This window comes from Jiangella gansuensis DSM 44835, assembly GCF_000515395.1.
Lineage (GTDB): Bacteria > Actinomycetota > Actinomycetes > Jiangellales > Jiangellaceae > Jiangella > Jiangella gansuensis.
Window position 1 is genome coordinate 4,948,215 of the sequence record NZ_KI911782.1, and the last position, 22,703, is coordinate 4,970,917.

A 22,703-nucleotide genomic window follows, 5' to 3' on the forward strand; every position below is an offset into this window, starting at 1 on the left:
ACGGGACTTCGCGAAAGTCGCCGTAGCATGGATGGTCGGGATCGACGAGGAGACACACCCGTCGCGGGGAATCAAAGGAGGCGTCGACACACGGTGACGGTGAAGCACGTACGCGAACTCGACCGTGTGGTGATCCGTTTCGCTGGTGACTCCGGTGACGGTATGCAGCTGACCGGCGACAGGTTCACCGCCGAGACCGCCTCGTTCGGCAACGATCTCTCGACGTTGCCCAACTTCCCGGCCGAGATCCGGGCACCAGCGGGGACACTACCGGGCGTTTCCAGCTTCCAGCTGCATTTCGCCAACTACGACATCCTCACGCCGGGCGACGCGCCGGACGTGCTGGTGGCGATGAACCCGGCCGCCCTGAAGGCCAACCTGCCCGACGTTCCCAAGGGCGCCACCATCATCGTCGACACCGGCGACTTCACGGCACGCGCGCTGAAGAAGGTCGGCTGGGACTCCAACCCTCTCGACGACAACACCCTCAGCGCCTACAAGGTGCACGCGCTCGACCTGTCCGGCATCACCATGGAGGCGCTGGCGCCGTTCGAGCTGTCCCGCAAGGACGCTTCCCGGTCGAAGAACATGTTCGCCCTGGGGCTGCTGTCCTGGATGTACGGACGCTCCATCGACGGCACCGTGCGGTTCCTGCAGGAGAAGTTCGCCAGCCGCGAGACCATCCGCGACGCGAACATCGCCGCGCTCAAGGCCGGCTGGAACTACGGCGAGACCACAGAGGAGTTCGCCGTCTCCTACGAGGTGAAGCCGGCCGCCATGCCGGCGGGCACCTACCGCAACATCACCGGCAACTTGGCGCTCGCGTACGGGCTGATCGCCGCGGGCCGGCAGTCCGGCCTGCCGGTGTTCCTGGGCTCCTACCCGATCACGCCCGCCTCGGACATCCTGCACGAGCTGTCCAAGCACAAGCGTTTCGGCGTGCGCACGTTCCAGGCCGAGGACGAGGTCGCAGCCATCGGTGCCGCGCTCGGCGCGTCGTTCGGCGGCGCCCTGGGTGTGACCACCACCTCCGGTCCCGGTGTCGCGCTGAAGGGCGAGACAGTGGGCCTGGCGGTGTCACTGGAGCTGCCGCTGATCATCGTCGACGTGCAGCGGGGCGGCCCGTCGACCGGCCTGCCCACCAAGACCGAGCAGGCCGATCTGCTGCAGGTGCTGTACGGGCGCAACGGTGAGTCGCCGGTTCCGGTCGTCGCCGCGTCCTCCCCCGTGGACTGCTTCGACGCGGCCATCGAGGCCGCCCGTATCGCCGTCACCTACCGGACCCCGGTGTTCCTGCTGTCCGACGGTTATCTCGCCAACGGGTCGGAGCCGTGGTCCGTCCCGGACGTCGACACGCTGCCGACCATCGACCCGGACTTCGCGCACGAGCTCAACTACGACGGCGAGGGCGAGCGTGCCTTCTGGCCGTACCTGCGCGACCCCGAGACGCTGGCCAGGCCGTGGGCCGTCCCGGGCACGCCAGGGCTGGAGCACCGCATCGGCGGCATCGAGAAGCTCGACGGCCCGGGCACCATCTCGTATGACCCCAACAACCACGACCGCATGGTGCGGCTGCGCCAGGCGAAGATCGATGGCATCGCCGGCGTCCCCGACCTCGAGGTCGGGGACCCCAGCGGCGAGGCCAGGATGCTCGTGCTGGGCTGGGGGTCCACCTACGGCCCCATCGGGGCGGCGGTACGACGCGCCCGCAAGGCCGGCAACAACGTCGCCCAGGCGCACCTGCGTCACCTGAACCCCATGCCCGCCAACACCGGCGACGTCCTGCGGTCCTACGACCGCGTCCTCGTGCCGGAGATGAACCTCGGCCAGCTGGCCCTGCTGCTGCGCGGCAAGTACCTCGTCGACGTCGTCGGGTACAACCGCGTACGCGGGCTGCCGTTCAAGGCCGAGGAACTGGCCGAAGTGATCGTTGAGGAGGTGGGGTCGCTGTGAGCGCGCCCGTCGAACTGGGACTGCCCGGCCTGGCCGGGGTACCCACCGCCGATGCACCGCAGACGAAGAAGGACTTCACCAGCGACCAGGAGGTCCGCTGGTGCCCCGGCTGCGGCGACTACGCCGTGCTGGCGGCCGTGCAGGGCTTCCTGCCCGACCTCGGGCTGGCCCGCGAGAACATCGTGTTCGTCTCCGGCATCGGCTGCTCCTCGCGCTTCCCGTACTACATGAACACCTACGGGATGCACTCGATCCACGGCCGGGCGCCGACCATCGCCACCGGCTTGGCCGCGGCCCGCCCCGACCTGTCCGTGTGGGTCATCACCGGTGACGGCGATGCGCTGTCCATCGGCGGCAACCACCTGATCCACGCGCTGCGCCGCAACGTCAACCTGACGATCCTGCTGTTCAACAACCGCATTTACGGGTTGACGAAGGGCCAGTACTCCCCCACCAGCGAGCAGGGCAAGGTCACCAAGTCCACCCCGATGGGGTCGCTGGAGGCACCGTTCAACCCGGTCTCGCTGGCGCTGGGCGCCGAGGCCACGTTCGTGGCGCGCACCATCGACTCCGACCGCAAGCATCTGACGTCGGTGCTGAGCGCGGCCGCCGCGCACCGCGGCACGTCGCTGGTGGAGATCTACCAGAACTGCAACATCTTCAACGACGGCGCGTTCGAGATCCTCAAGAACCGCGACAGCCGCGACGAGGTACTGATCCGCCTGGAGCACGGCGAGCCGGTCCGGTTCGGCGCCGAGGGCCAGCACGGCGTGCGGCGCAATCCGGCCACCGGCGCGCTGGAGGTGTGCGGCGGCGACGACCCGGGCCTCGTCGTCCACGACGCGACGGCCGACGACCCGACGCAGGCGTTCGCGCTGTCCCGGCTGGCTGACCCCGGCACACTGGCGCGCAGCCCCATCGGCATCTTCCGCCAGGTGCAGCGGCCGGCGTACGGCGACCTCATGAACCAGCAGCTCGACGAGGCCGTCACCGCTCAGGGTGAGGGCGACCTGCAGGCGCTGCTGCGCGGCAAGGACACCTGGACGGTCAGCTGACCCATCCGCATCCGGACGGCCGGCGACGCGATGGCGTCGCCGGCCGTCGGTGGTGTTGGGACGGTCTCGCCATCTCGCGTCATGAGCGAAATATCGGTTGGATGCTGGGGCGGTCGTAGCATGCTCGGGTGAACCCATCCCGGTCCGGCGTCGCGTACGGCTTCGGTGCCTACGCCATCTGGGGGCTCTTCCCGCTCTACATCAAGCTGCTCGACCACGTCGGCGCGGCCCAGATCCTGGCCCACCGGATCGTCTGGTCACTGTTCATCGTGCTCGCGCTGCTCCTGATCGGCCGCAACCTCCGCCGCCTGCGCACCCTCGGCCGCCGCGCTTACGGGCTACTCGCCCTGGCGGCCGCGCTCATCTGCGTCAACTGGGGCGTGTACATCTGGGCGGTCAACAGCGACCAGATCGTCGAGACCTCCCTCGGATACTTCATCAACCCGCTGGTGACGGTGCTGCTCGGGGTCCTCGTGTTCGGCGAACGGCTGCGCCGTCTGCAGTGGCTGGCGATGGGCCTGGCCGCCGTCGCCGTCGTCATCCTGACCGTCGACTACGGGCGGCTGCCGTGGATCGCGCTGGCGCTGGCGTTCTCGTTCGCCACGTACGGTCTGGTGAAGAAGAAGGCCGACGTCGACGCCGTCGCGAGCCTCGGCGTCGAGACCGCCGTGCTGTTCCTGCCGGCGCTGGCCTACCTGCTCGTCCTCCAGGCCGACGGATCGGCGGCGTTCGTCGACGCCGGCTGGGGCGACAGCCTGCTGCTGATCGGCTGTGGGATCGTGACGGCCACGCCGTTGCTGCTGTTCGGCGCGGCCGCGGTGCGGATCCCGCTGACGACGCTCGGCACCCTGCAGTACCTCACGCCCACCCTGCAGTTCCTGCTCGGCGTCCTCGTCTACGGCGAGACGGTACCGCCGGTGCGCTGGGTCGGTTTCGCACTGATCTGGCTGGCTCTGGCCATACTCACCGTGGAAGCCCTGCACCGGCGCAACTCCCGGCTGCGAGAGGCCCGGATGGAGGCCGCGGCCGCCGCGCGGGTGGCCTCAGGGAGCTAGGGCCGGCGCCGCGACCGGCTCTGCGTCGATGATGGCCGACAGGAGATCCTTCGACGTCGTGAGCTCGTCGATGCACCGGCGCCATCGCGGCCTGGATGACCGCCTTCACCGCCGGCGAGGCGATCGGTCCGCTCGTCGGCGGGCTGGTGCTCGAGTTCCTATGGTGGGGAGCCGTCTTCCTGATCGGCGTCCCGGTCATGGCGGCGCTCCTGCTCGTCGGCCGGGCGCTACTTCCCGAGAGTTCGGCGCGCCTCCCCGGACGGCTGGATCTCCTGAGCGCTGCCCTGCTGACGGCGACCGCACTGCTACTGGTGTACGGGGTGAAGACCGCGGCTGCTGGCGTCGGTGCCGGGCCCCTCGCCTGGTGCGCCGCCGGCGTGGTGGCCGGCGCCGCGGTTGCCCGGCGCCAGCGGGGCACTGCGGATCCGCTGATCGACCTGCGACTCTTCCGGCTGCCCGCGTTCAGCAGTGCACTGGGCGTACAGCTGCTGGCGGTGGCCGCGACGGCCGGGTGTCCGTTCCTGGTGATCCAGCACCTCCAGTCGGTCGCCGGGCTGTCGCCCCTGGCGGCCGGCCTCGCGACCGTCCCGTCCGTCGTCCTCGGGATCGCCGGGGCGCTACTTGCGCCGCGGCTGGCGCGGCGGTTCGGCGCTGCCCGCGTCATCGCCGGCGGCCTGTTGATCGCCGCCGCGGGCGCGGCCTCGCTGGCCGTCGCCGCGCCATGGGGAGCACTCGCCTGGACCTTGGCGAGCTTCACCGCGCTCTATGTGGGCGTCACTCCTACCCTGGCTCTCACCACGGAGCTGATTGTGTCCGCCGCCCCGCCGGAGCGGGCCGGCACCGCCTCCAGTGTCGCCGAGAGCGGTGCGGAGTCCGGCCTCGCCGGTGGCATCGCCGTCATAGGGACCGTCGCCATGGCTGCCTACCGCAGCCGGTTGGAGGCCGGCGCACCAGAGGGGCTGCCCCGGCGCGTTCGACGCGGCCGCCGAGACCGTCGGGGGTGGCGTCGAGGTGGCGCACGATACGCCAGGCGAGACCGGAACGCTCCTGCTCGACGCGGTCGAGCACGCGTTCACCAGTGCCTTGCAACTCGCCGCGGCGGTGGGCGCCGGCCTTCTGCTGGTGGCCTGCGCCGTAGCCGCCGTGGTGCTGCCGACGCGCCGCACGTCGTCAAGCTGACGACACGGGCGTGTCGGGCCCGGCGTCGGGTGCGACGAACGTGCCCTTCCCGTGGACGGTGAGGATGCGTCCCTGGGCGCGCAGCTCCACCATGGCGCGCCGCACGGTCAGGTAGGCGACGCCGTACTCGCCGGCCAGCTCGCGCTCCGGCGGCAGCCGCGCACCGGGCTGCAGCTCGCCGGCGTCGATGCGGGCGATGATGTGATCGGCGACGGCGACGTACAGCAGCTGGTGCCCCGCTGGCTTGAACTCGGGAACGTCGCTCATGGACACAACATAGGAGCTCTACTGACCTGCACAAAGACACTGAGCTATGCAAAGCAATGCAGTGCCACTTAAAGTATGCGGATGCACGAGGATCACCTCACGGGCTGGCTGGTGTGGAGCCGGCCGCCGGGACAGCTCCTGGACGAGATCGTCGTCACCAACAGCGATGGGAGGACCATGGCGAACCGGCCGCTTCCCTACGGCACCACCGGCACCCGCAGCTGGGACATCATTCTGCGGCAGCTCGGCTTCCAGCGGCTCGGCGCCTGGATGCCCGCGACCGGCGGCTACACCTGCCGCGTCGAGCACCGCCCGCTGCACGACCTCGCCGCCTGAGCTGCGCGCCGGTCTCAGCTGGGCCAAGACTCCATCCCGCGGCCCGGAAATGATCACGTCCGGCATGGGCGTGTTCGCTTCACCAGGAATCCTTGCCTGCCGAGGAAGGAGAACGCCTGGTGTGATTCGGCCAACCTGCCGCACCCAGCCCACGCGGGACACCACGGAGGCACTGGCGCTGAGAGCCACCGGCCAGCTGGACCTCGATAGCGCGCCACGGCCTCGATACCGCGATCCGCGGAGCGGGACGGGATCAGCCCGATAGGCACGGCAGCGGCTATCGACGTCGCTGCGCGCAAATCGAGGTCGGCGCCCGAGCGGATCCGAGCGGCGCGGTGCCTGCCGCCGGACAGCGGGGCGCCGATCAGGCTGGCTGCACCTCCGGGCGTTCTCCCGCCGCGGCAGGCGTGCATGCGTGGGAAGCGGGACGACCCATGCCGAACGTGATCATTTCCGGCTCTTCCGGCGCATCCGTGGGTGCCACCGGCCTGGCTCGCTGCACGTGCAGCGACCGTAACGTCGTCGTCCCCGGGTGGCGGCTGAGGCAGATGGCCGCGCCCGCCCGCCTACTGCGCACCCTTTCGGGTCACGTCACTCGCCACGCGGTCGGACTCTGGCGTTGTCGCTGTCCGGTACGGCCCCGAGGCGAGTGACGTGACCCGCAGGCCCGCTATGTGACCCTCCGGCGACGACTCACGGGGCGGGGGCGGATGATCGGCCGGGACCGGGCGACCGGGTGGCCGCGGACTCCTGCACGCGCCTTACCGCCGCGGCAGGCATGCATGCGTGGGGAGGCGGGAAGACCCATGCCGAACGTGATCATTTCCCGCCGCAGGGGAAGGGAAGCAAGCGGGACGACGGCAGCGGGTCACGGAGGGTCAGGACATGCGGGTGACGACGCTGTCGCACAGGGCGTGCAGGGCCTCGCGGGCCGGGACGGCCGGCAGGGACTCCAGCGCGGCGCGGGCGTCGTCGGCCCAACGGCGGACGTCGGCCTCCGCCTCGGCCATGGCCGGGTGTTCCCGCAACAGCCGCAGCGCTTCGGCGTGGTCGGCGTCGTCCACCACCGGGCCGGAGATGAGCGACAGCAGCCGCTCGTCGCCGGGGCGGCCCGACCGGCGGGCGTACAGCACCGGCAGGGTGGCCACGCCCTCGCGCAGGTCGGTGCCGGGCGTCTTGCCCGACAGCCGCTCCGACCCGACGATGTCGAGCAGGTCGTCGGCGAGCTGGAAGGCCATGCCGATGCGCTCGCCGAACTGCCCCAGGACCTCGACCTGGGACGGGTCGACCCCGGCGTGCAGCGCGCCCAGCCGGGTGGACGCCGCGATCAGCGACGCCGTCTTGTCCGACAGCACGGACAGGTAGTGCGCCACCGGGTCTTCGCCCTCGCGCGGGCCCAGGGTCTCGTGCAACTGACCGTGCACCAGGCGCTGGAACGTGCGCGCCTGGATGCGCACCGACTCCGGACCGAGGTCGGCCAGCAGGTCCGAGGCACAGGCGAACAGGAAGTCGCCGGTCAGGATGGCGACGGTGTTGTCCCAGCGCGCGTTCGCGCTGGGGGCACCGCGGCGCAGCTGCGCATCGTCCATGACGTCGTCGTGGTACAGGGTGCCGACGTGGGTGAGCTCGACGACGACGGCCGCCGGTACCACCTTGGGTGCGTCGATGTCCCCGAACCCGGCGGCCAGCAAGGTGATGAGCGGCCGGAACCGCTTGCCGCCGGCCTGGGTGAGGTGCCGAGAGCTCTCGCTGAGCACGGCGTCGTCGGACTTCACCGCCGCCAGCAGGCGGGCCTCGACGTCGTCGAGGCTCGCGCTGATGGACGCCTCCAGCTCGGCGTCCATGGACGGAATGCCCAGACCGATGCTCAACCCAGCCCTCCCCTCGGTACCGGACCCGTCAGCCCGGCAAGAGAATCACTTTAACGAACGAAGATGGACGCCTGCTGCGCAAGGTCCAGCAGCGGCCCCGGCACGATGCCCAACAGCAACGTCGCCGCCGCGCCCAGCGTGATCCCGACCGTGGTCCACAGGCTCGGCACCGCCACGCTCGGGCCATCCGGCACCGGATCGGAGAAGAACATCAGCACGATGACCCGGACGTAGAAGAACGCCGCCACCGCACTGGCGATCACACCGACGATGACCAGTGGCGCCGCGCCACCGTCGAGCGCCGCGGTGAACACCGACAGCTTGCCGACGAATCCGCTGGTGAGCGGAATACCCGCGAACGCCAGCAGGAACAGCGCGAAGGTCGCGGCCAGCACCGGCGACCGCTTGCCCAGTCCGGCCCACTTGGCCAGGTGGGTGGCCTCGCCGCCGGCGTCGCGCACCAGCGTGACGACGGCGAACGCGCCCAGTGTGGCGATGCCGTAGGTGGCCAGGTAGAACAGGATCGCAGCGGTGCCGCTGGAGTCGGCGGCCACCAGTGCGGTCAGCACGAAACCGGCGTGCGCGATGGACGAGTACGCCAGCATCCGCTTGATGTCGGTCTGCGTCAGCGCGACGACGGCGCCCACCAGCATGGTGGCGATGGCGACCGCCCACAGCATCGGCTGCCAGTCCGTTCGCAGCCCACCGAAGGCGACGTAGAACAATCGGATCATGGCACCGAACGCGGCGAGCTTCGTGCAGGCGGCCATGAACCCGGTGATCGGGGTCGGCGCGCCCTGGTACACGTCCGGCGTCCACGAGTGGAACGGCACCGCACCGACCTTGAACAGCAGGCCGACCGCCATCAGACCGACGCCGGTGAGCAGGATGCCGTCCTGCCCGACGTTGGCGGTGAGCGCCTCGGAGATCTCGCCGAACCGCAGCGTGCCGGCGTAGCCGTACACGAACGCCATGCCGAACAGGAAGATCGCCGACGAGAACGCGCCGAGCAGGAAGTACTTGAGCGCGGCCTCCTGCGAGAGCAGCCGGCGGCGCCGGGCCATACCGCACAGCAGGTACAGCGGCAGCGACATGACCTCGAGCGCCACGAACAGCATGAGGAGGTCGTTGGCCGCGGGGAACAGCATCATCCCGCCGACCGCGAACAGTGCCAGCGGGTACACCTCGGTCTGCAGGGCGCCCTGCCGGACCAGGACTCGCTCGTCCTCACTGCCCGGCAGCGTCGACGCGGCCGGGGCGAACGCGTCGCCGCCGCCCTCGAGCCGCCGCTCGGCGAAGAAGCCGACACTGATGATGGCCAGCACCAGGATGGTGCCCTGCAGGAACAGCGCGGGGCCGTCGACGGCGACCGCCCCGACGGCGCCGATCAGTTCGGTGCCGGCGAGCAGGATGATCTGGACCAGCGCCGCCACCAGCGCCACCAGCGCCAGTCCGACCTGGACCGGGTGCCGGACCCGCCGCGGCGCGAACGCCTCGATCAGCACACCGACGACGGCGGCGCCGAAGACCGTGATGAGCGGCGCGAGCTCGACGTACTCCAGGGTCGGCGCGTTCACCGGCCAGTCCCTTCCTCGACGGGTTCAGCGACAGGTGCCAGGGGCTCCGGCTGGTCGATGTCGACCTCGACGAGCGTCGGTTCGACGGCGTCGTCGATGACGTCGACCAGCGGCTTGGGGAAGAAGCCCACCAGCAGGATGAGGGCGATCAGCGGGGCCACCACGACCGTCTCGCGGGTGCGCAGGTCGGCCATGCCTTCAACCGCGGGGCGGACGGGACCGGTCATGGTGCGCTGGTAGAGCCAGAGGATGTACAGCGCGGCCAGCACGATGCCGACGGTGGCCACCACAGCCGCCGGGCGGTAGCGCAGGAACGTCCCGGAGATGACCAGGAACTCCGACAGGAACGTCGACAACGGCGGCAGCGCCAGTCCGGACAGACCGGCGAACAGGAACACCCCGGCCAGCTTCGGCGCCGGCTTCTGCACACCGCCGTAGTCGCCGACCTGACGCGAACCGCGCCGGCTGATCATGAACCCGACGACGACGAACAGCGCGATGGTCGACAGGCCGTGGTTGACCATGTAGAGCGTCGAGCCTGCCGCGGCCTCCCCGGTCAGCGCGAAGATGCCCAGCACGATGAAGCCGAAGTGGGAGATCGACGTGTAGCCGATCAGTCGCTTCATGTCGGTCTGGCCGATGGCCAGCAACGCGCCGTAGACGATGCTGACGACCGCCAGCACAACGATGGCGGGCGCGAACTCCCGCGAGGCATCGGGGAACAGCGGCAGCACCAGCGCGATCATGCCGTACGTGCCGACCTTGTCGACCACGCCGGACAGGAACGCCGCGTTCGACGGGGTGGCCTCGGCCGCCGCGTCGGGCAGCCAGGTGTGGAACGGCCACAGCGGCGCCTTGATCGCGAAGGCGATCATGAAGCCGAGGAACAGCCAGCGCTGCGCGCCGGCGTCGATGTCGAGCGCCACCAGGTCCGGGATGAAGAACGACGCGGCACCGGCGTCGACCGACTGGACGTACAGCCCGATGACCGCGGCCAGCATGAGCAGGCCGCCGACCAGGTTGTACAGCAGGAACTTCACGGCCGCGTACCGGCGCTGCGGACCGCCGTACATGCCGATCATGAAGTACAGCGGGATCAGCATCGCCTCGAAGACGATGTAGAACAGCAGCAGGTCGCGCGAGAGGAACGCGGTGAGCGTCAGCGCCTCGACGGCCAGCAGCAGCGCGAAGAACGCCTTCGGGTCGCGCTTCTCGTCCTCGGCCTCACGCCACATCGCCAGCGCGACGATGGGCGTGGCCAGGACGGTCAGCGCGATCAGCGCGACGCTGATGCCGTTGACGTCCAACGCCCACGAGGCCCCGAACTCCGGAATCCACTCGTAGGTCTCCGCCTCGACCCCGAGGTCGACGTCGAAGAGGAAGTGGACGCTGATGAGGGCGCCCACGATCAGCGTCACCAGCGCGGCGCCCAGCGCGACCTGCTTGGCGAGCGTCCCGCGCCCGGTCGGCACCAGGGCGGTGAGCACCGCCCCGAGCGCGGGCAGCGCGATGAGCGTGGTCAACCAAGGAAAGGTCACGGCAGCCTCACCAACAGCATGGCCAGCACGACGATGGCGGCACCGCCGAGCATCGTCACGGCATAGGAACGGACGAACCCGGTCTGCCAGCGCCGAAGCCGGGCCGACAGCCCGCCCACGGCGGTGGCCGTGCCGACGACGGCACCGTCGACTCCGCGGTTCTCGATGTAGACCAGCGAACGGGTCAGGTACTGGCCCGGCCGCATGAACACCGCCTCGTTGAAGGCGTCGCCGTACAGGTCGCTGCGGGCCGCGACGGTGAGCGCATTACCCGCCGGCACGTCCTCGCGGACCGCTCGGCGCCCGTACATGACCCACGCGGCGGCGACCCCGGCCGCGACCGTGGCCAACGTGATCGTGATGAGCAGCGCCAGCGGCATCGGCAGGTCGTGGTGCTCCTCGCCGGTGACGGGTGCCAGCCAGTCGACGATGTCGGCGCCGAGATACAGCAGCCCGAACCCGCCGACGACCGACAGCGCGGCCAGGACGATCAGTGGGACGGTCATGACGCGCGGCGACTCGTGCGGCGGCTCACTGTGCTGCCAGCGCCGGCTGCCGAAGAAGGTCATCAGCATCAGACGTGTCATGTAGAACGCCGTGATGCCGGCACCGAGCAGCGTGCAGACGCCGACGATCCAGTTGTCCGCGAACGCCGCCTCGATGATCTTGTCCTTCGAGAAGTACCCGGCGAACGGCGGGATGCCGATGATGGCCAGGTAGCCCATCGCGAAGGTCACGAACGTCACCGGCATCATGATCCGCAGCCCGCCGTAGCGGCGCATGTTGACCTCGTCGTGCATGCCGTGCATCACCGAGCCGGCTCCGAGGAACATGTTCGCCTTGAAGAAGCCGTGCGTGAGCAGGTGGAAGATGGCGAACGCGTAGCCGGCCGGGCCGAGCCCCGCCGCCAGCGTCATGTAGCCGATCTGGCTCATGGTGGAGCCGGCCAGCGCCTTCTTGATGTCGTCCTTGGCGCAACCGATGATCGCACCCATGAGCAGCGTGATGGCACCGATGACGACGACGGCCGTGCGTGCGTCCGGAGCGAGGTCGTAGATGGCCGCGGAGCGCACGATCAGGTAGACGCCGGCGGTCACCATGGTGGCGGCGTGGATGAGCGCCGACACCGGAGTCGGGCCCTCCATGGCGTCCAGCAGCCAGGACTGCAGCGGGAACTGCGCGGACTTGCCGCAGGCGCCCAGCAGCAGGAAGAGGCCGATGGCGGTGAGCCAACCGGTCGACGCGCCGTCGGCGGAGGCGAAGACCACCTCGAAGGCCGACGACCCGAAGACCGCGATCATCGACGCGATGGCCAGCACCATGCCCATGTCGCCGACCCGGTTGACGACGAACGCCTTCTTCGCCGCGACCGCCGCCGACGGCTTGTGCTGCCAGAAGCCGATCAGCAAGTACGACGCGAGGCCGACGCCCTCCCAGCCGATGAACAGAATCAGGTAGTCCCCGGCCAGCACCAGCAGCAGCATGGCGGCCACGAACAGGTTCAGGTAGCCGAAGAACCGGCGCCGCCGCTCGTCGTGCTCCATGTAGCCGATCGAGTAGACGTGGATGAGCGAGCCCACGCCGGTGATCAGCAGCACGAACGAGATGGACAGCTGGTCGAGCAGGAGGCTCACGTCGACCTGGTAGCCGCCGGCATTGAAGTACTCCCACAGCTGGACGGTGAACGCCCGCTCGGTCGCACCCTCGCCGAGCATGGCGACGAACAGCACGACGCCGATGACGAACGACGCGGCGGAGGCCGCGGTGCCGATGAGGTGGCCGGCGCGGTCGGTGCGACGTCCGCCGAGCAGCAGTACCGCGGCACCCACCAGGGGGAAGGCGATGAGCAGCCAGGTCAGGGAGAAGACACCGGAGGCCTCGACGGCCGTCTGGCCACCGCCGTGTCCGGCCTCCGCGGCGAGCGTGGTCGCCAGCGTGCTGAATGTGGAAGTCACGTATCCCTCACTCGCCCCGTCACAGCTTCAGCAGGCTGGCGTCGTCGACCGACGCGGACCTGCGAGTCCGGAAGATCGTCACGATGATCGCCAGTCCGACGACCACCTCCGCCGCGGCCACGACCATGACGAAGAACGCCACCATCTGGCCGTCGAGGTTGCCGTGCATGCGGGCGAAGGTGACGAACGCGAGGTTCGCGGCGTTCAGCATCAGCTCCACGCTCATGAACGCCACCAGCGCGTTGCGCCGGGTCAACACGCCGGCCGCGCCGATCGAGAACAGGATGACCGACAGCACCAGGTAGGGCGTCGGGCTCATGCGCGCTCACCTCCGGTGGTGTCGTCGCCGTTGCCGACGCCTCCGCCGCTCGGGTCGCCGGCCGGTTCCTCGGTCTCACCCTCGGCCGCGACCTCGATGTCCGTGGGTGTCGGCCGGTGCCGGAACTCCTCGGTGGAGCGGGCGACGCCGCGTGCCACCAGGACCCGGTTGATCGACGCCTCGCTGGGAGTGCCGTCGGGCAGCAGGGCCGGGGTGTCGACCGCGTTGTGCCGCGCGTAGACGCCCGGCACCGGCAGCCCGGCCGCGTCCTCGGGCCGGCCCTCCCGGAACCGCCTGGTGGCCAGCTCGCGCTGGGTCGGGCGGTTGAAGATGCGCTCGCGGTGGGTCAGCGTCATGGCGCCGACGGCGGCGGTGATGAGCAGCGCCGCGACCACCTCGAAGGCCCACACGTAGGTGCCGAAGATCAGGTCGGCGATACCGGGGACGTTGCCGTCCGGGGTGGCCTGCGCCATCCCGGCCGGCTCCTCGGGCAGGCTGGCCCGGCCGGTGACGGCGGTCAGCAGCACCACCACACCGAGGACCACCAATACCGCCGCGGCGCGCTGGCCGCGGATCGTCTCGACCCGCGAGTCGGAGGAGTCGATGCCGACCAGCATGATCACGAAGAGGAACAGCATCATGATCGCGCCGGTGTACACGACGATCTGCACGACGCCGAGGAACGGCGCCTCCTGGGCGATGTAGAACACCGCCAGGGTGACCATCGTGACGGCGAGCGACAGCGCACCGTGGACGGCCTTGCGCGCGAACACCAGGCCGAGTGCGCCGAGGACGGCGAACGGCGCCAGGACCCAGAACAGGATCTCCTCGCCCATCACGCCCCCTCAGCGGACGGGCGGCCGATGCCGGCACCGAGGTAGTAGTCGCGCTCGTCGTCACCCAGCCGCATCGGATGGGGCGGCTCCTCCATGCCGGGGAGCAGCGGAGCCAGCAGATCCTTCTTCTCGTAGATCAGGCTCTCGCGGGTGTGGTCGGCGAGCTCGTACTCGTTGGTCATGGTCAACGCCCGGGTGGGGCACGCCTCGATGCACAGCCCGCACAGGATGCAGCGCAGGTAGTTGATCTGGTACACGCGGCCGTACCGCTCGCCGGGCGAGAACCGGCCTCCGCCGCCGGGCTCGTCGGAGTTCGAGGCGCCCTCGACGTAGATGGCGTCGGCGGGGCAGGCCCAGGCGCACAGCTCGCAGCCGACGCACTTCTCCAGCCCGTCGGGGTGCCGGTTCAGCTGGTGGCGGCCGTGGAAGCGCGGCGCCACCGGGTGCGGCTGCTCCGGGTACTGCTCGGTGATGGGCTTGCGGAACACGTTGCGGAACGTGACTCCGAAGCCCGCGACCGGGTCGAGGAACTTAGGCACGACTGCTCTCCTCGTCGGGACTGTCGTCGCTGGTCCGGGACGCGGCGGTAGCCGCGGGGACGCGCGTGTGGGTGAACGTCTGGCCCGGCATCGGCGGAACCGGGTGCGGCCCGGACGCGTAGGCGTCGAACTCCGGCTCTGCGGCCGCCTCCGCGGGCTCCTCAGGTTCCTTCTTCTCCGGGATGAGCAGGCTGACCACCAGCATCACCGCGATGGCGATGCCGCCGTAGAGGAAGATCTCGGTGCGCTCGACGCCCTCGTTGAACGCCAGCCGCATGGCGGCCACCAGCACGATCCACACCAGCGACGCCGGCAGCAGCCACTTCCAGCAGAAGTGCATGAACTGGTCGTAGCGCAGCCGCGGCAACGTACCACGCAGCCAGATGAAGAGGAACATCAGCAGGATGATCTTCCCGAGGAACCACAGCAGCGGCCACCAGCCGGTGTTGAACATGCCGTCGTTGATGGCCGAGATGGGCCACGGAGCCATCCAGCCGCCCAGGAACAGGGTCGTGGCGATGGCCGAGACGTTCACCATGTTCATGTACTCGGCCTGGAAGAACATCGCGTACTTGAACGACGAGTACTCGGTTCCCCAGCCGGCCACCAGCTCACCCTCGGCCTCGGGCAGGTCGAACGGCGCCCGGTTGGTCTCGCCCACCATCGAGATCAGGTAGATGATGAACGACGGCAGCAGGATGATGCCGTACCACATCCGTTCCTGCTCCGCCACGATGCCCGACGTGGACATGGTGCCGGCGAACAGGAAGACACCGACGAACGACAGCCCCATGACCAGCTCGTACGAGATGACCTGGGCGGTCGAGCGCAGGCCTCCGAGCAGCGGGTAGGTCGAGCCGCTGGACCAGCCGGCCAGCATCAGGCCGTACACGCCCACCGAGGCGATGGCGAGGGTGAACAGCACCGCCACCGGCAGGTCGGTCAACTGCAGTCGGGTGGTCTCACCGAAGATCGACACCTCCGGGCCCATCGGGATGACCGCCAGGACGAGGAACGCCGGGATCAGCGCCACGATCGGCGCGAGCACGTAGACGACCTTGTCGGCCGCCTTCGGGATGATGTCCTCCTTGAACATCAGCTTCGTGCCGTCGGCGAGGCTCTGCAGCCAGCCCATCGGCCCGGTACGGTTCGGGCCGACCCGGTGCTGCATCCGGGCCACGACCTTGCGCTCGAAGACGATGTTGAACAGCGTAAGCAGGAGCAGCAGCACGAAGATCGCCACACACTTGATGGCGATGATCCACCACGGATCGCCGCCGAAGCCGGCAATCTGGTCGTAGTTCTCCGCGGCAATCGAGATCATGAGTGAGCGCCTCCGCCTGCGAGCGTGACCACGGCGCCGGCGTCGACGCCGAGCGAGGTGTGCACCGTCGAACCGGGTGAGTTCTCCGGCACCCAGACGACACGGTCGGGCATCTCGGTGACCCGCACCGGCAGCGAGATGGAGCCGGCACGGGTGCGCACGGTGAGCCATTCGCCGTCGGCGACACCCACCTCGGCGGCGGTGCCGCCGGAGACGCGGGCCTCCGGACGGTGTGCCGTCTCGGCCAGGTGCGGCTCGCCGTCCTGTCCCCGGCCGTTGTCGAGCATGAGCTTCCAGGTGGCCAGGACCGCCTCGCGCTCACCAGGCCGCGGCGGCCCGGCGGGCGGGGTGTCCGTGGGCTCGGTACGGGTGCCGTCCCAGAAACCCAGCTCGGCGATCTCGGCCCGGACGGCGTCGACGTCGCGCAGTCCGAGGCGGATGTCCAGTTTACCGGCGACGGCGTCGAGGACGGCCGCGTCGGGCAGGGACGCCGTCTCGTCCAGGACCACCGGGAACGGCCGGGCCCGGCCCTCCCAGTTGACGAACGTGCCTGCCTTCTCGACCGGAGGAGCCACCGGCAGCACGATGTCGGCCAGCTGCGTGACCTCGCTGTGGCGGACCTCGAGGCTGACGACGAAGCCGGCGGCCTCCAGTGCGCGGCGAGCCGCGGCCGGGTCCGGCAGGTCGGCCAGTTCGACACCGCCGACGACGACGGCGCCGAGCGCGCCGCTGGTGAGGGCGGCGAGGATGCTCGCGGTGTCGCGGCCGGGCAGCGAGGGCAGGCTGTCGACGGACCACGCGGCAGCGACGTCGACGCGGGCCTCGGGGTCCGACACCGGCCGGCCGCCGGGCAGCAGCGTCGGCAGCGCCCCGGCCTCCACCGCGCCGCGCTCACCGGCGCGCCGCGGTACCCAGGCCACCCGGGCACCGGTGACGGTGGCGACCCGGGCGGCCGCGGAGAGCGCGCCCGGGATGCCGGCCAGCCGGGAGCCGACCAGGATGACCGCACCCTTCTGCCGCAGCGCTTCGCCGAGGTAGGCGACCCGGTCGTCGCCGAGGGTGATGGCGTTGAGGATCTCCGGCTCGGTTCCCGGCGCGGCCGGCAGCAGCGTGCCGTTCAGCTTGCTCAGGCCGCGGGTGGCGAACGGCGCGATGGAATGAACCGCGGTGCCGTTCTTGCGGTTGGCCTTGCGCAGCCGCAGGAACAGCGCGCCGGCCTCCTCCTCGGGCTCGAGACCCACCAGCAGCACCGTCGGCGCGGCTTCGACGTCGGTGAACGTGACGCCCAAGCCGGTGCCGGCGAGCGAGCCGAGAAACCCGGCTTCCTCGCTGGAGTGCACCCGCGCGCGGAAGTCGATGTCGTTCGTGTCGAGCACCGTGCGAGCGAACTTCGAGTAGGCGTAGGCGTCCTCGAGGGTCACCCGGCCGCCGGTCAGCACGCCGACACCGGCGGCGTCGCGGGCCCGCGCCAGGCCCTCGGCGGCCAGCGTCAGTGCCTCCGGCCAGGACGCGGTGACCAGCTCGCCGGACTCCTCGTCCCGCACCAGCGGGTGGGTGATGCGGTCGTCGAGCGTGGACCAGCGGAACGCGAAGCGGTCCTTGTCGGTGATCCACTCCTCGTTGACCTCGGGGTCGTCACCGGCCAGTCGGCGCATGACGGTGCCGCGGCGGTAGTCGACGCGGATGGCGCTGCCGCAGGCGTCGTGCTCGGCCACCGACGGCACCGAAACCAGGTCGAACGGCCGCGACCGGAACCGGTACGCCGCGCTGGTCAACGCGCCGACCGGGCAGATCTGGATGGTGTTGCCGGAGAAGTAGCTCTCGAACGGCTCCTTCTCGTAGATGCCGACCTGCTGCAGCGCGCCGCGTTCGAGCAGTTCGATGAACGGGTCGCCGGCGATCTCCTTGGAGAAGCGGGTACAGCGGGCGCAGAGCACGCAGCGCTCGCGGTCCAGCAGCACCTGGGCGGAGATGTTGATCGGCTTCGGGTACGTGCGCTTCTTGCCCTCGTAGCGCGAGTCGCCGCGGCCGTTGCTCATGGCCTGGTTCTGCAGCGGGCACTCGCCGCCCTTGTCGCAGACCGGGCAGTCGAGTGGGTGGTTGATCAGCAGGAACTCCATGATCCCCTGCTGCGCCTTGTCGGCGACCGGCGAGGAGAACTGGGTGTTGATCACCATGCCCGGCATCACGGTGAGCGTGCACGACGCCTGCGGCTTCGGCATGCCGCGGCCGTTGCCCATGTCGGGCACCTCGACCATGCACTGCCGGCAGGCGCCGACCGGTTCCAGCAGCGGGTGGTCGCAGAACCGCGGGATCTGGATGCCGATCAGCTCGGCCGCACGGATGACCAGCGTGCCCTCGGGGACGCTGACCTCGAAGCCGTCGATGGTGACGTCCACCATCTTCGGCTGCGGCTCCACGGCATCGGTCGTGGAGTTGCTGGTCACGGTCATCTGGTGGCACTCACCTTCTGCTCCTGAGCGAACAGCGTCGAGGCGGCCGGGTCGAACGGGCAGCCCCCGTGCTCGAAGTGGGCGATGTACTCGTCACGGAAATGCTGGATGGACGAGACCACCGGGGCGACACCGCCGTCGGCCAACGCACAGAACGAGCGGCCAGCGATGTTATCGCTGAGGTCCAGCAGCTTGTCCAGGTCGGCCTCGGTGCCCTGGCCCTTCTCGAGCCGGTCGAGGATCTGGACCATCCACCAGAAGCCCTCACGGCAGGGCGTGCACTTGCCGCAGGACTCGTGCTTGTAGAACTCGACCCAGCGGGCGGTGGCCCGCACCACGCAGGTGGTGTCGTCGAAGATCTGCAGGGCTCGCGTGCCCAGCATGCTGCCCACGCCGGCCATGCCCTCGAAGTCCATCGGGATGTCGAGGTGCTCGGCAGTGAGCATCGGCGTGGACGAACCACCCGGTGTCCAGAACTTCAGCTCGTGGCCGGCCCGGATCCCGCCGGCCATGTCCAGCAGCTCGCGCAGCGTGATGCCCAGCGGAGCCTCGTACTGGCCCGGCCGGGTGACGTGGCCGGACAGCGAGAAGATGCCGTAGCCCGGCGACTTCTCACTGCCCATGGCGCGGAACCAGTCGGCACCGCCGGCGACGATGGACGGCACCGACGCGATGGTCTCGACGTTGTTGATGACCGTCGGCGACGCGTACAGCCCGGCGACCGCCGGGAACGGCGGCTTGAGGCGCGGCTGGCCGCGCCGGCCCTCCAGGGAGTCCAGCAGCGCCGTCTCCTCGCCGCAGATATAGGCACCCGCACCGGCGTGCACGACGATGTCGAGGTCGAACCCGGAACCCAGGATGTTCCTGCCCAGGTAGCCGGCCTCGTAGGCCTCGGCGACGGCGTTCATGACCCGGCGGAACACGTGCAGCACCTCACCGCGCACGTAGATGAACGCGTGCTTGGCACCGATGGCGAACGACGTGATGATGACGCCCTCGACCAGCACGTGCGGGTCGGCCATCATCAGCGGGATGTCCTTGCAGGTGCCCGGCTCGGACTCGTCGGCGTTCACGACCAGGTAGGTGGGCTTCGGAGAATCCTTCGGGATGAAGCTCCACTTCATGCCGGTCGGGAAGCCCGCACCGCCGCGGCCGCGCAGGCCGGAGTCCTTGACCATCTCCACGATGTCACCCGGGGTGCGCTGCAGCGCCCGGCGCAGCGGCTTGTAGCCACCGGCGTTCTCGTAGTTGCGCAGGGTGAAGGAGTCGGCCTGGTCCCAGCGGGCGGTCAGGACGGGGGTGAGGGTGACCGGGGCACGCTTCTCAGCCGAGGCTCCGGACTGGCCTGTGGTGGCTTCCGTCATTTGCCGCTGCCTCCGATCTCGCGCTGGCCGCCCTCGGGAGCGGTCCAGCCGTGCTCGTGCGCCAGCTCCAGACCCGTCAGCGACGCCGGCCCGGCGGCGACGCCGTCGGTGGCCAGGCCGTCGGGGAAGCCGGCGAGCACCCGCTCGGCCTGCTTCCACGAGCAGATGCGCGGGCCACGGGTCGACTCCACGACCTCACCGGCACGCAGCCTGTCGACCAGCTCACGCGCGGACTGCGGGGTCTGGTTGTCGACGAACTCCCAGTTGACCATCACGACCGGCGCGTAGTCGCAGGCCGCGTTGCACTCGACGCGCTCCAGTGACACCTGGCCGTCGTCGGTGGTCTCGTCGTGCCCGACGCCGAGGTGCTCGGACACCTCGTCCCAGATGGCGTCGCCGCCCATGACCGCACACAGCGTGTTGGTGCACACGCCCACGTGGTACTCGCCGACCGGGCGGCGCTTGTACATCGTGTAGAAGGTGGCGACCGCGGCGACCTCGGCTTCAGTGATGCCGAGGACCTCGGCACACAGCTCGATGCCCGCCGGCGTCACGTAGCCCTCGTACGACTGCACCAGGTGCAGCATCGGCAGCAGCGCCGAGCGGGCCTCCGGGTAGCGCGCGACGATCTCGAGCATCTCCGCCCGGGCCTTGTCGTCGAGCTTCGTCTCCACGTTGGTCATCTCTGCTGGTCGCACTCCAGTCCTCGTTCGCTGCGCGGACGGCCCTCTTTCGTCGGGCCGGCCACTGCGCTCACTCGTCCTTTCGCCGCTCATCTGTCACATCCACCCATCACCGGGTCGATGCTCGCGACGGCGACGATGACATCGGCGACCATCGACCCCTCGCACATGGCGGGCACGGCCTGCAGGTTGTTGAACGACGGGTCGCGGAAGTGCGTGCGCCACGGCCGGGTGCCTCCGTCGGACACGACGTGGGCACCGAGCTCGCCGCGCGGCGACTCGATGGGCATGTACACCTCGCCGGCCGGGACCCGGAAGCCCTCGGTGACCAGCTTGAAGTGGTGGATCAGCGCCTCCATCGACTCGCCCATGATGTGCCGGATGTGGTCGAGGGAGTTGCCCATGCCGTCGCTGCCGATGGCCAGCTGAGCCGGCCACGCGATCTTCTTGTCGCCGACCATCACCGGTCCCGGTTCCAGCCGGTCCAGGCACTGCTCGACGATCTTCAGCGACTCCTTCATCTCCTCGACCCGGATGCGGAAGCGGCCGTAGGAGTCGCAGGTGTCCCACGTGGGCACCTCGAACTCGTAGTTCTCGTAGCCGCAGTAGGGCTGCGACTTGCGCAGGTCCCACGGCAGGCCGGTGGAACGCAGCACCGGGCCGCTGATGCCCAGCGCCATGCAGCCGGCCAGGTCGAGGTACCCGTTGCCGACAGTGCGGCCCTTGAAGATCGGGTTCTCGTTGCAGAACGCCTCGTACTCGCCGATGTGGTCCCACATCCAGCGCAGGTACTCGCGCACGCTCTCGACGGCGCCCGGTGGAAGGTCCTGCGCGACGCCTCCGGGACGGATGTAGGCGGAGTTCATGCGCAGGCCGCTGATCAGCTCGAACAGGTCCAGCGTGCGCTCGCGCTCACGGAAGCCGTTGGTCATGACCGTCAGCGCGCCCATCTCCATACCACCGGTGGCGATGCACACCAGGTGCGAGGAGATGCGGTTGAGCTCCATCATCATGACCCGGATGACGTTGGCCCGCTCCGGGATGTCGTCGGTGATGCCGAGCAGCTTCTCGACACCCAGCACGTAGGCGGCCTCGTTGAAGAACGGGGACAGGTAGTCCATGCGGGTCACGAACGTGACCCCCTGGGTCCACGTCCGGTACTCCATGTTCTTCTCGATGCCGGTGTGCAGGTAGCCGATGCCGCACCGGGCCTCGGTGACGGTCTCGCCGTCGAGCTCGAGGATCAGCCGGAGCACGCCGTGCGTGGACGGGTGCTGCGGGCCCATGTTGACGACGATGCGTTCCTCGCCGGCCGCCGCGGCGCCGACGACGTCGTCCCAGTCCTGCCCGGTGACGGTGTAGACCGGGCCCTCGGTGGTCTCGCGGACCCCGGCATAAGGATCAGCAGCGTCGTCCGCAGCAGGGGTGAAGGTCACGTCCTGGAAGTTGCTCATCAGTTGTACGCCCTCCGCTCGTCCGGCGGTGCGATGGTCGCGCCCTTGTACTCGACCGGGATCCCGCCGAGCGGGTAGTCCTTGCGCTGCGGGTGACCGGGCCAGTCGTCCGGCATCTCGATACGGGTCAGCGCCGGGTGGCCGTCGAAGATGACCCCGAAGAAGTCGTACGTCTCCCGCTCGTGCCAGTTTGCCGACGGGTACGTGGAGACGACCGAGGGGATGTGCGGGTCGGCGTCGGGGCAGACCACCTCGAGGTTGACCCGCCGGTTGTGGGTGATGGAGAGCAGTTGGTAGACGACGTGCAGCTCGCGGTCGGTCTCCTCCGGGTAGTGCACCCCGTTGAGGCCGACGCACATCTCGAACCGCAGCCCGGGGTCGTCGCGGAACATCCGGGCCACCTCCGCGAGCTTCTCGCGCCGCACGAAGAACGTGAGCTGGCCGCGGTCGGCCACGACCTTCTCGAACGCCTCGTCGTCGCTGCTGTCCACCGCGGCCAGGGCCGCGCTGACGTCGTCGCCGATCTGCTCGAGGTGGTCGGCCCACGGCCGCGGGGTCGACTCACCGCGGATCGGGTTGGTGTCGCGGACCACCAGCCGGCCGTAGCCGGAGGTGTCGCCGGAACCGCCGTAGGCGCCGAACATGCCGCGCCGGGACGGGTGTTCCGGGGGCAGCACCGGGCCTTCCGGCTCAGCGGGCAGCGCCTCGTCGGCCTCTGCCTCGCCGCCCTCACGTTCGGCGTGGTCCTCCGTCGACTGCGTCTCCTCCCCGGCGACGGCGTCGCCGCCAGTGGTGACCTCTTCCTTGGACGGCTGGTCGGGACCGCCGCCGGGCTCGGCCGCCTCGCCCGGCTGGTCGACGGGGCTGGTCTCGGCCCGGGTCCGGGAGGCCTTCTCGACCTCCTCCGGGTTCTGGGCGCCGCCGGTCATGCCCTGAGCGTCGCCG

General features: G+C 69.9%; 19 protein-coding genes. 5 read left to right on the forward strand and 14 right to left on the reverse strand.

Annotation, left to right across the window (positions count from 1 at the left end):
- Positions 1-27 precede the first annotated feature (27 nt).
- From JIAGA_RS31915 to JIAGA_RS0123410, 4 genes are all read left to right on the forward strand, one after another.
- Entirely contained in the window at positions 28-1,953 is a 1,926-nt protein-coding gene (locus JIAGA_RS31915; protein ID WP_084470004.1) for a 2-oxoacid:acceptor oxidoreductase subunit alpha, read from the forward strand.
- A complete protein-coding gene (locus JIAGA_RS0123400) occupies positions 1,950-3,008 on the forward strand; it encodes a 2-oxoacid:ferredoxin oxidoreductase subunit beta (protein WP_211239812.1) in 1,059 nt (352 codons plus the stop codon). Before JIAGA_RS31915 ends, JIAGA_RS0123400 begins: the two co-directional genes overlap by 4 nt.
- A 128-nt stretch (positions 3,009-3,136) precedes the next feature.
- On the forward strand, positions 3,137-4,063 hold the full coding sequence (rarD, locus tag JIAGA_RS0123405) for an EamA family transporter RarD (RefSeq protein ID WP_026877531.1): 927 nt from the start codon (positions 3,137-3,139) through the stop codon (positions 4,061-4,063).
- 83 nt (positions 4,064-4,146) lie between these two features.
- Positions 4,147-5,304 carry an MFS transporter gene (locus JIAGA_RS0123410; RefSeq protein ID WP_281172759.1) on the forward strand — a complete coding sequence of 386 codons (1,158 nt, stop codon included), beginning with the start codon at positions 4,147-4,149 and terminating at the stop codon, positions 5,302-5,304.
- Here JIAGA_RS0123410 and JIAGA_RS0123415 read toward each other — a convergent pair.
- Positions 5,234-5,509, reverse strand: a complete 276-nt coding sequence (locus JIAGA_RS0123415) for a GntR family transcriptional regulator (protein ID WP_026877533.1) — start codon at positions 5,507-5,509, stop codon at positions 5,234-5,236. The genes JIAGA_RS0123410 and JIAGA_RS0123415 overlap by 71 nt on opposite strands.
- 81 nt (positions 5,510-5,590) lie before the next feature.
- Here JIAGA_RS0123415 and JIAGA_RS0123420 point away from each other — a divergent pair, with 81 nt between their 5' ends.
- On the forward strand, positions 5,591-5,845 hold the full coding sequence (locus JIAGA_RS0123420; protein ID WP_157553448.1) for a hypothetical protein: 255 nt from the start codon (positions 5,591-5,593) through the stop codon (positions 5,843-5,845).
- A gap of 878 nt (positions 5,846-6,723) precedes the next feature.
- Here the strand turns inward: JIAGA_RS0123420 and JIAGA_RS0123425 are convergent.
- The 13 genes from JIAGA_RS0123425 to JIAGA_RS31935 all read right to left on the reverse strand — a co-directional run bounded on the left by JIAGA_RS0123425 (position 6,724) and on the right by JIAGA_RS31935 (position 22,459).
- On the reverse strand, positions 6,724-7,689 hold the full coding sequence (locus JIAGA_RS0123425; protein WP_035812899.1) for a polyprenyl synthetase family protein: 966 nt from the start codon (positions 7,687-7,689) through the stop codon (positions 6,724-6,726).
- A gap of 77 nt (positions 7,690-7,766) precedes the next feature.
- Complete coding sequence (gene nuoN / locus JIAGA_RS0123430) at positions 7,767-9,293, reverse strand: NADH-quinone oxidoreductase subunit NuoN (protein WP_026877536.1); 1,527 nt, start codon at positions 9,291-9,293, stop codon at positions 7,767-7,769.
- Positions 9,290-10,816: an NADH-quinone oxidoreductase subunit M gene (locus JIAGA_RS0123435; protein ID WP_245597229.1), complete on the reverse strand. Its 1,527-nt coding sequence runs from the start codon at positions 10,814-10,816 to the stop codon at positions 9,290-9,292. The genes nuoN and JIAGA_RS0123435 overlap by 4 nt, the downstream gene beginning before the upstream one ends.
- An 11-nt stretch (positions 10,817-10,827) precedes the next feature.
- A complete protein-coding gene (gene nuoL / locus JIAGA_RS0123440; protein WP_026877538.1) occupies positions 10,828-12,690 on the reverse strand; it encodes an NADH-quinone oxidoreductase subunit L in 1,863 nt (620 codons plus the stop codon).
- 115 nt (positions 12,691-12,805) lie between these two features.
- The gene (gene nuoK / locus JIAGA_RS0123445; RefSeq protein WP_026877539.1) at positions 12,806-13,105 is read right to left on the reverse strand and encodes an NADH-quinone oxidoreductase subunit NuoK; all 300 of its coding nucleotides are present in this window, start codon (positions 13,103-13,105) and stop codon (positions 12,806-12,808) included.
- Complete coding sequence (locus JIAGA_RS31920) at positions 13,102-13,941, reverse strand: NADH-quinone oxidoreductase subunit J (protein WP_084470005.1); 840 nt, start codon at positions 13,939-13,941, stop codon at positions 13,102-13,104. Before JIAGA_RS31920 ends, nuoK begins: the two co-directional genes overlap by 4 nt.
- Positions 13,941-14,480, reverse strand: coding sequence for an NADH-quinone oxidoreductase subunit NuoI (gene nuoI, locus JIAGA_RS0123455; protein WP_026877540.1), 540 nt, complete (start codon positions 14,478-14,480; stop codon positions 13,941-13,943). Before nuoI ends, JIAGA_RS31920 begins: the two co-directional genes overlap by 1 nt.
- On the reverse strand, positions 14,473-15,804 hold the full coding sequence (gene nuoH, locus JIAGA_RS31925; RefSeq protein ID WP_084470007.1) for an NADH-quinone oxidoreductase subunit NuoH: 1,332 nt from the start codon (positions 15,802-15,804) through the stop codon (positions 14,473-14,475). Before nuoH ends, nuoI begins: the two co-directional genes overlap by 8 nt.
- Positions 15,801-18,257, reverse strand: a complete 2,457-nt coding sequence (locus tag JIAGA_RS0123465) for an NADH-quinone oxidoreductase subunit G (protein ID WP_026877541.1) — start codon at positions 18,255-18,257, stop codon at positions 15,801-15,803. Before JIAGA_RS0123465 ends, nuoH begins: the two co-directional genes overlap by 4 nt.
- Positions 18,254-19,621 (reverse strand): NADH-quinone oxidoreductase subunit NuoF, encoded by a 1,368-nt coding sequence (gene nuoF, locus JIAGA_RS0123470; protein WP_051426437.1) that lies wholly within the window; start codon positions 19,619-19,621, stop codon positions 18,254-18,256. Before nuoF ends, JIAGA_RS0123465 begins: the two co-directional genes overlap by 4 nt.
- Complete coding sequence (gene nuoE, locus JIAGA_RS31930; protein ID WP_035812901.1) at positions 19,618-20,304, reverse strand: NADH-quinone oxidoreductase subunit NuoE; 687 nt, start codon at positions 20,302-20,304, stop codon at positions 19,618-19,620. Before nuoE ends, nuoF begins: the two co-directional genes overlap by 4 nt.
- An 89-nt stretch (positions 20,305-20,393) precedes the next feature.
- A complete protein-coding gene (locus JIAGA_RS0123480) occupies positions 20,394-21,758 on the reverse strand; it encodes an NADH-quinone oxidoreductase subunit D (RefSeq protein ID WP_084470009.1) in 1,365 nt (454 codons plus the stop codon).
- Positions 21,758-22,459 carry an NADH-quinone oxidoreductase subunit C gene (locus JIAGA_RS31935; protein WP_051426728.1) on the reverse strand — a complete coding sequence of 234 codons (702 nt, stop codon included), beginning with the start codon at positions 22,457-22,459 and terminating at the stop codon, positions 21,758-21,760. Before JIAGA_RS31935 ends, JIAGA_RS0123480 begins: the two co-directional genes overlap by 1 nt.
- Positions 22,460-22,703 lie beyond the last annotated feature (244 nt).

What these genes read in the sequence shown, in the direction of transcription:
- JIAGA_RS31920 (WP_084470005.1), bottom strand. Translation starts at nt 13,941, where the DNA reads ATGGGCGAGGAGATCCTGTTCTGGGTCCTGGCGCCGTTCGCCGTCCTC.
- JIAGA_RS31915 (WP_084470004.1), top strand. Translation starts at nt 28, where the DNA reads ATGGATGGTCGGGATCGACGAGGAGACACACCCGTCGCGGGGAATCAA.
- JIAGA_RS0123425 (WP_035812899.1), bottom strand. Translation starts at nt 7,689, where the DNA reads ATGGACGCCGAGCTGGAGGCGTCCATCAGCGCGAGCCTCGACGACGTC.
- nuoH (WP_084470007.1), bottom strand. Translation starts at nt 15,804, where the DNA reads ATGATCTCGATTGCCGCGGAGAACTACGACCAGATTGCCGGCTTCGGC.
- nuoK (WP_026877539.1), bottom strand. Translation starts at nt 13,105, where the DNA reads ATGAGCCCGACGCCCTACCTGGTGCTGTCGGTCATCCTGTTCTCGATC.
- JIAGA_RS0123480 (WP_084470009.1), bottom strand. Translation starts at nt 21,758, where the DNA reads ATGAGCAACTTCCAGGACGTGACCTTCACCCCTGCTGCGGACGACGCT.
- JIAGA_RS0123465 (WP_026877541.1), bottom strand. Translation starts at nt 18,257, where the DNA reads ATGACCGTGACCAGCAACTCCACGACCGATGCCGTGGAGCCGCAGCCG.
- JIAGA_RS0123415 (WP_026877533.1), bottom strand. Translation starts at nt 5,509, where the DNA reads ATGAGCGACGTTCCCGAGTTCAAGCCAGCGGGGCACCAGCTGCTGTAC.
- nuoF (WP_051426437.1), bottom strand. Translation starts at nt 19,621, where the DNA reads ATGACGGAAGCCACCACAGGCCAGTCCGGAGCCTCGGCTGAGAAGCGT.
- JIAGA_RS0123420 (WP_157553448.1), top strand. Translation starts at nt 5,591, where the DNA reads ATGCACGAGGATCACCTCACGGGCTGGCTGGTGTGGAGCCGGCCGCCG.
- nuoE (WP_035812901.1), bottom strand. Translation starts at nt 20,304, where the DNA reads ATGACCAACGTGGAGACGAAGCTCGACGACAAGGCCCGGGCGGAGATG.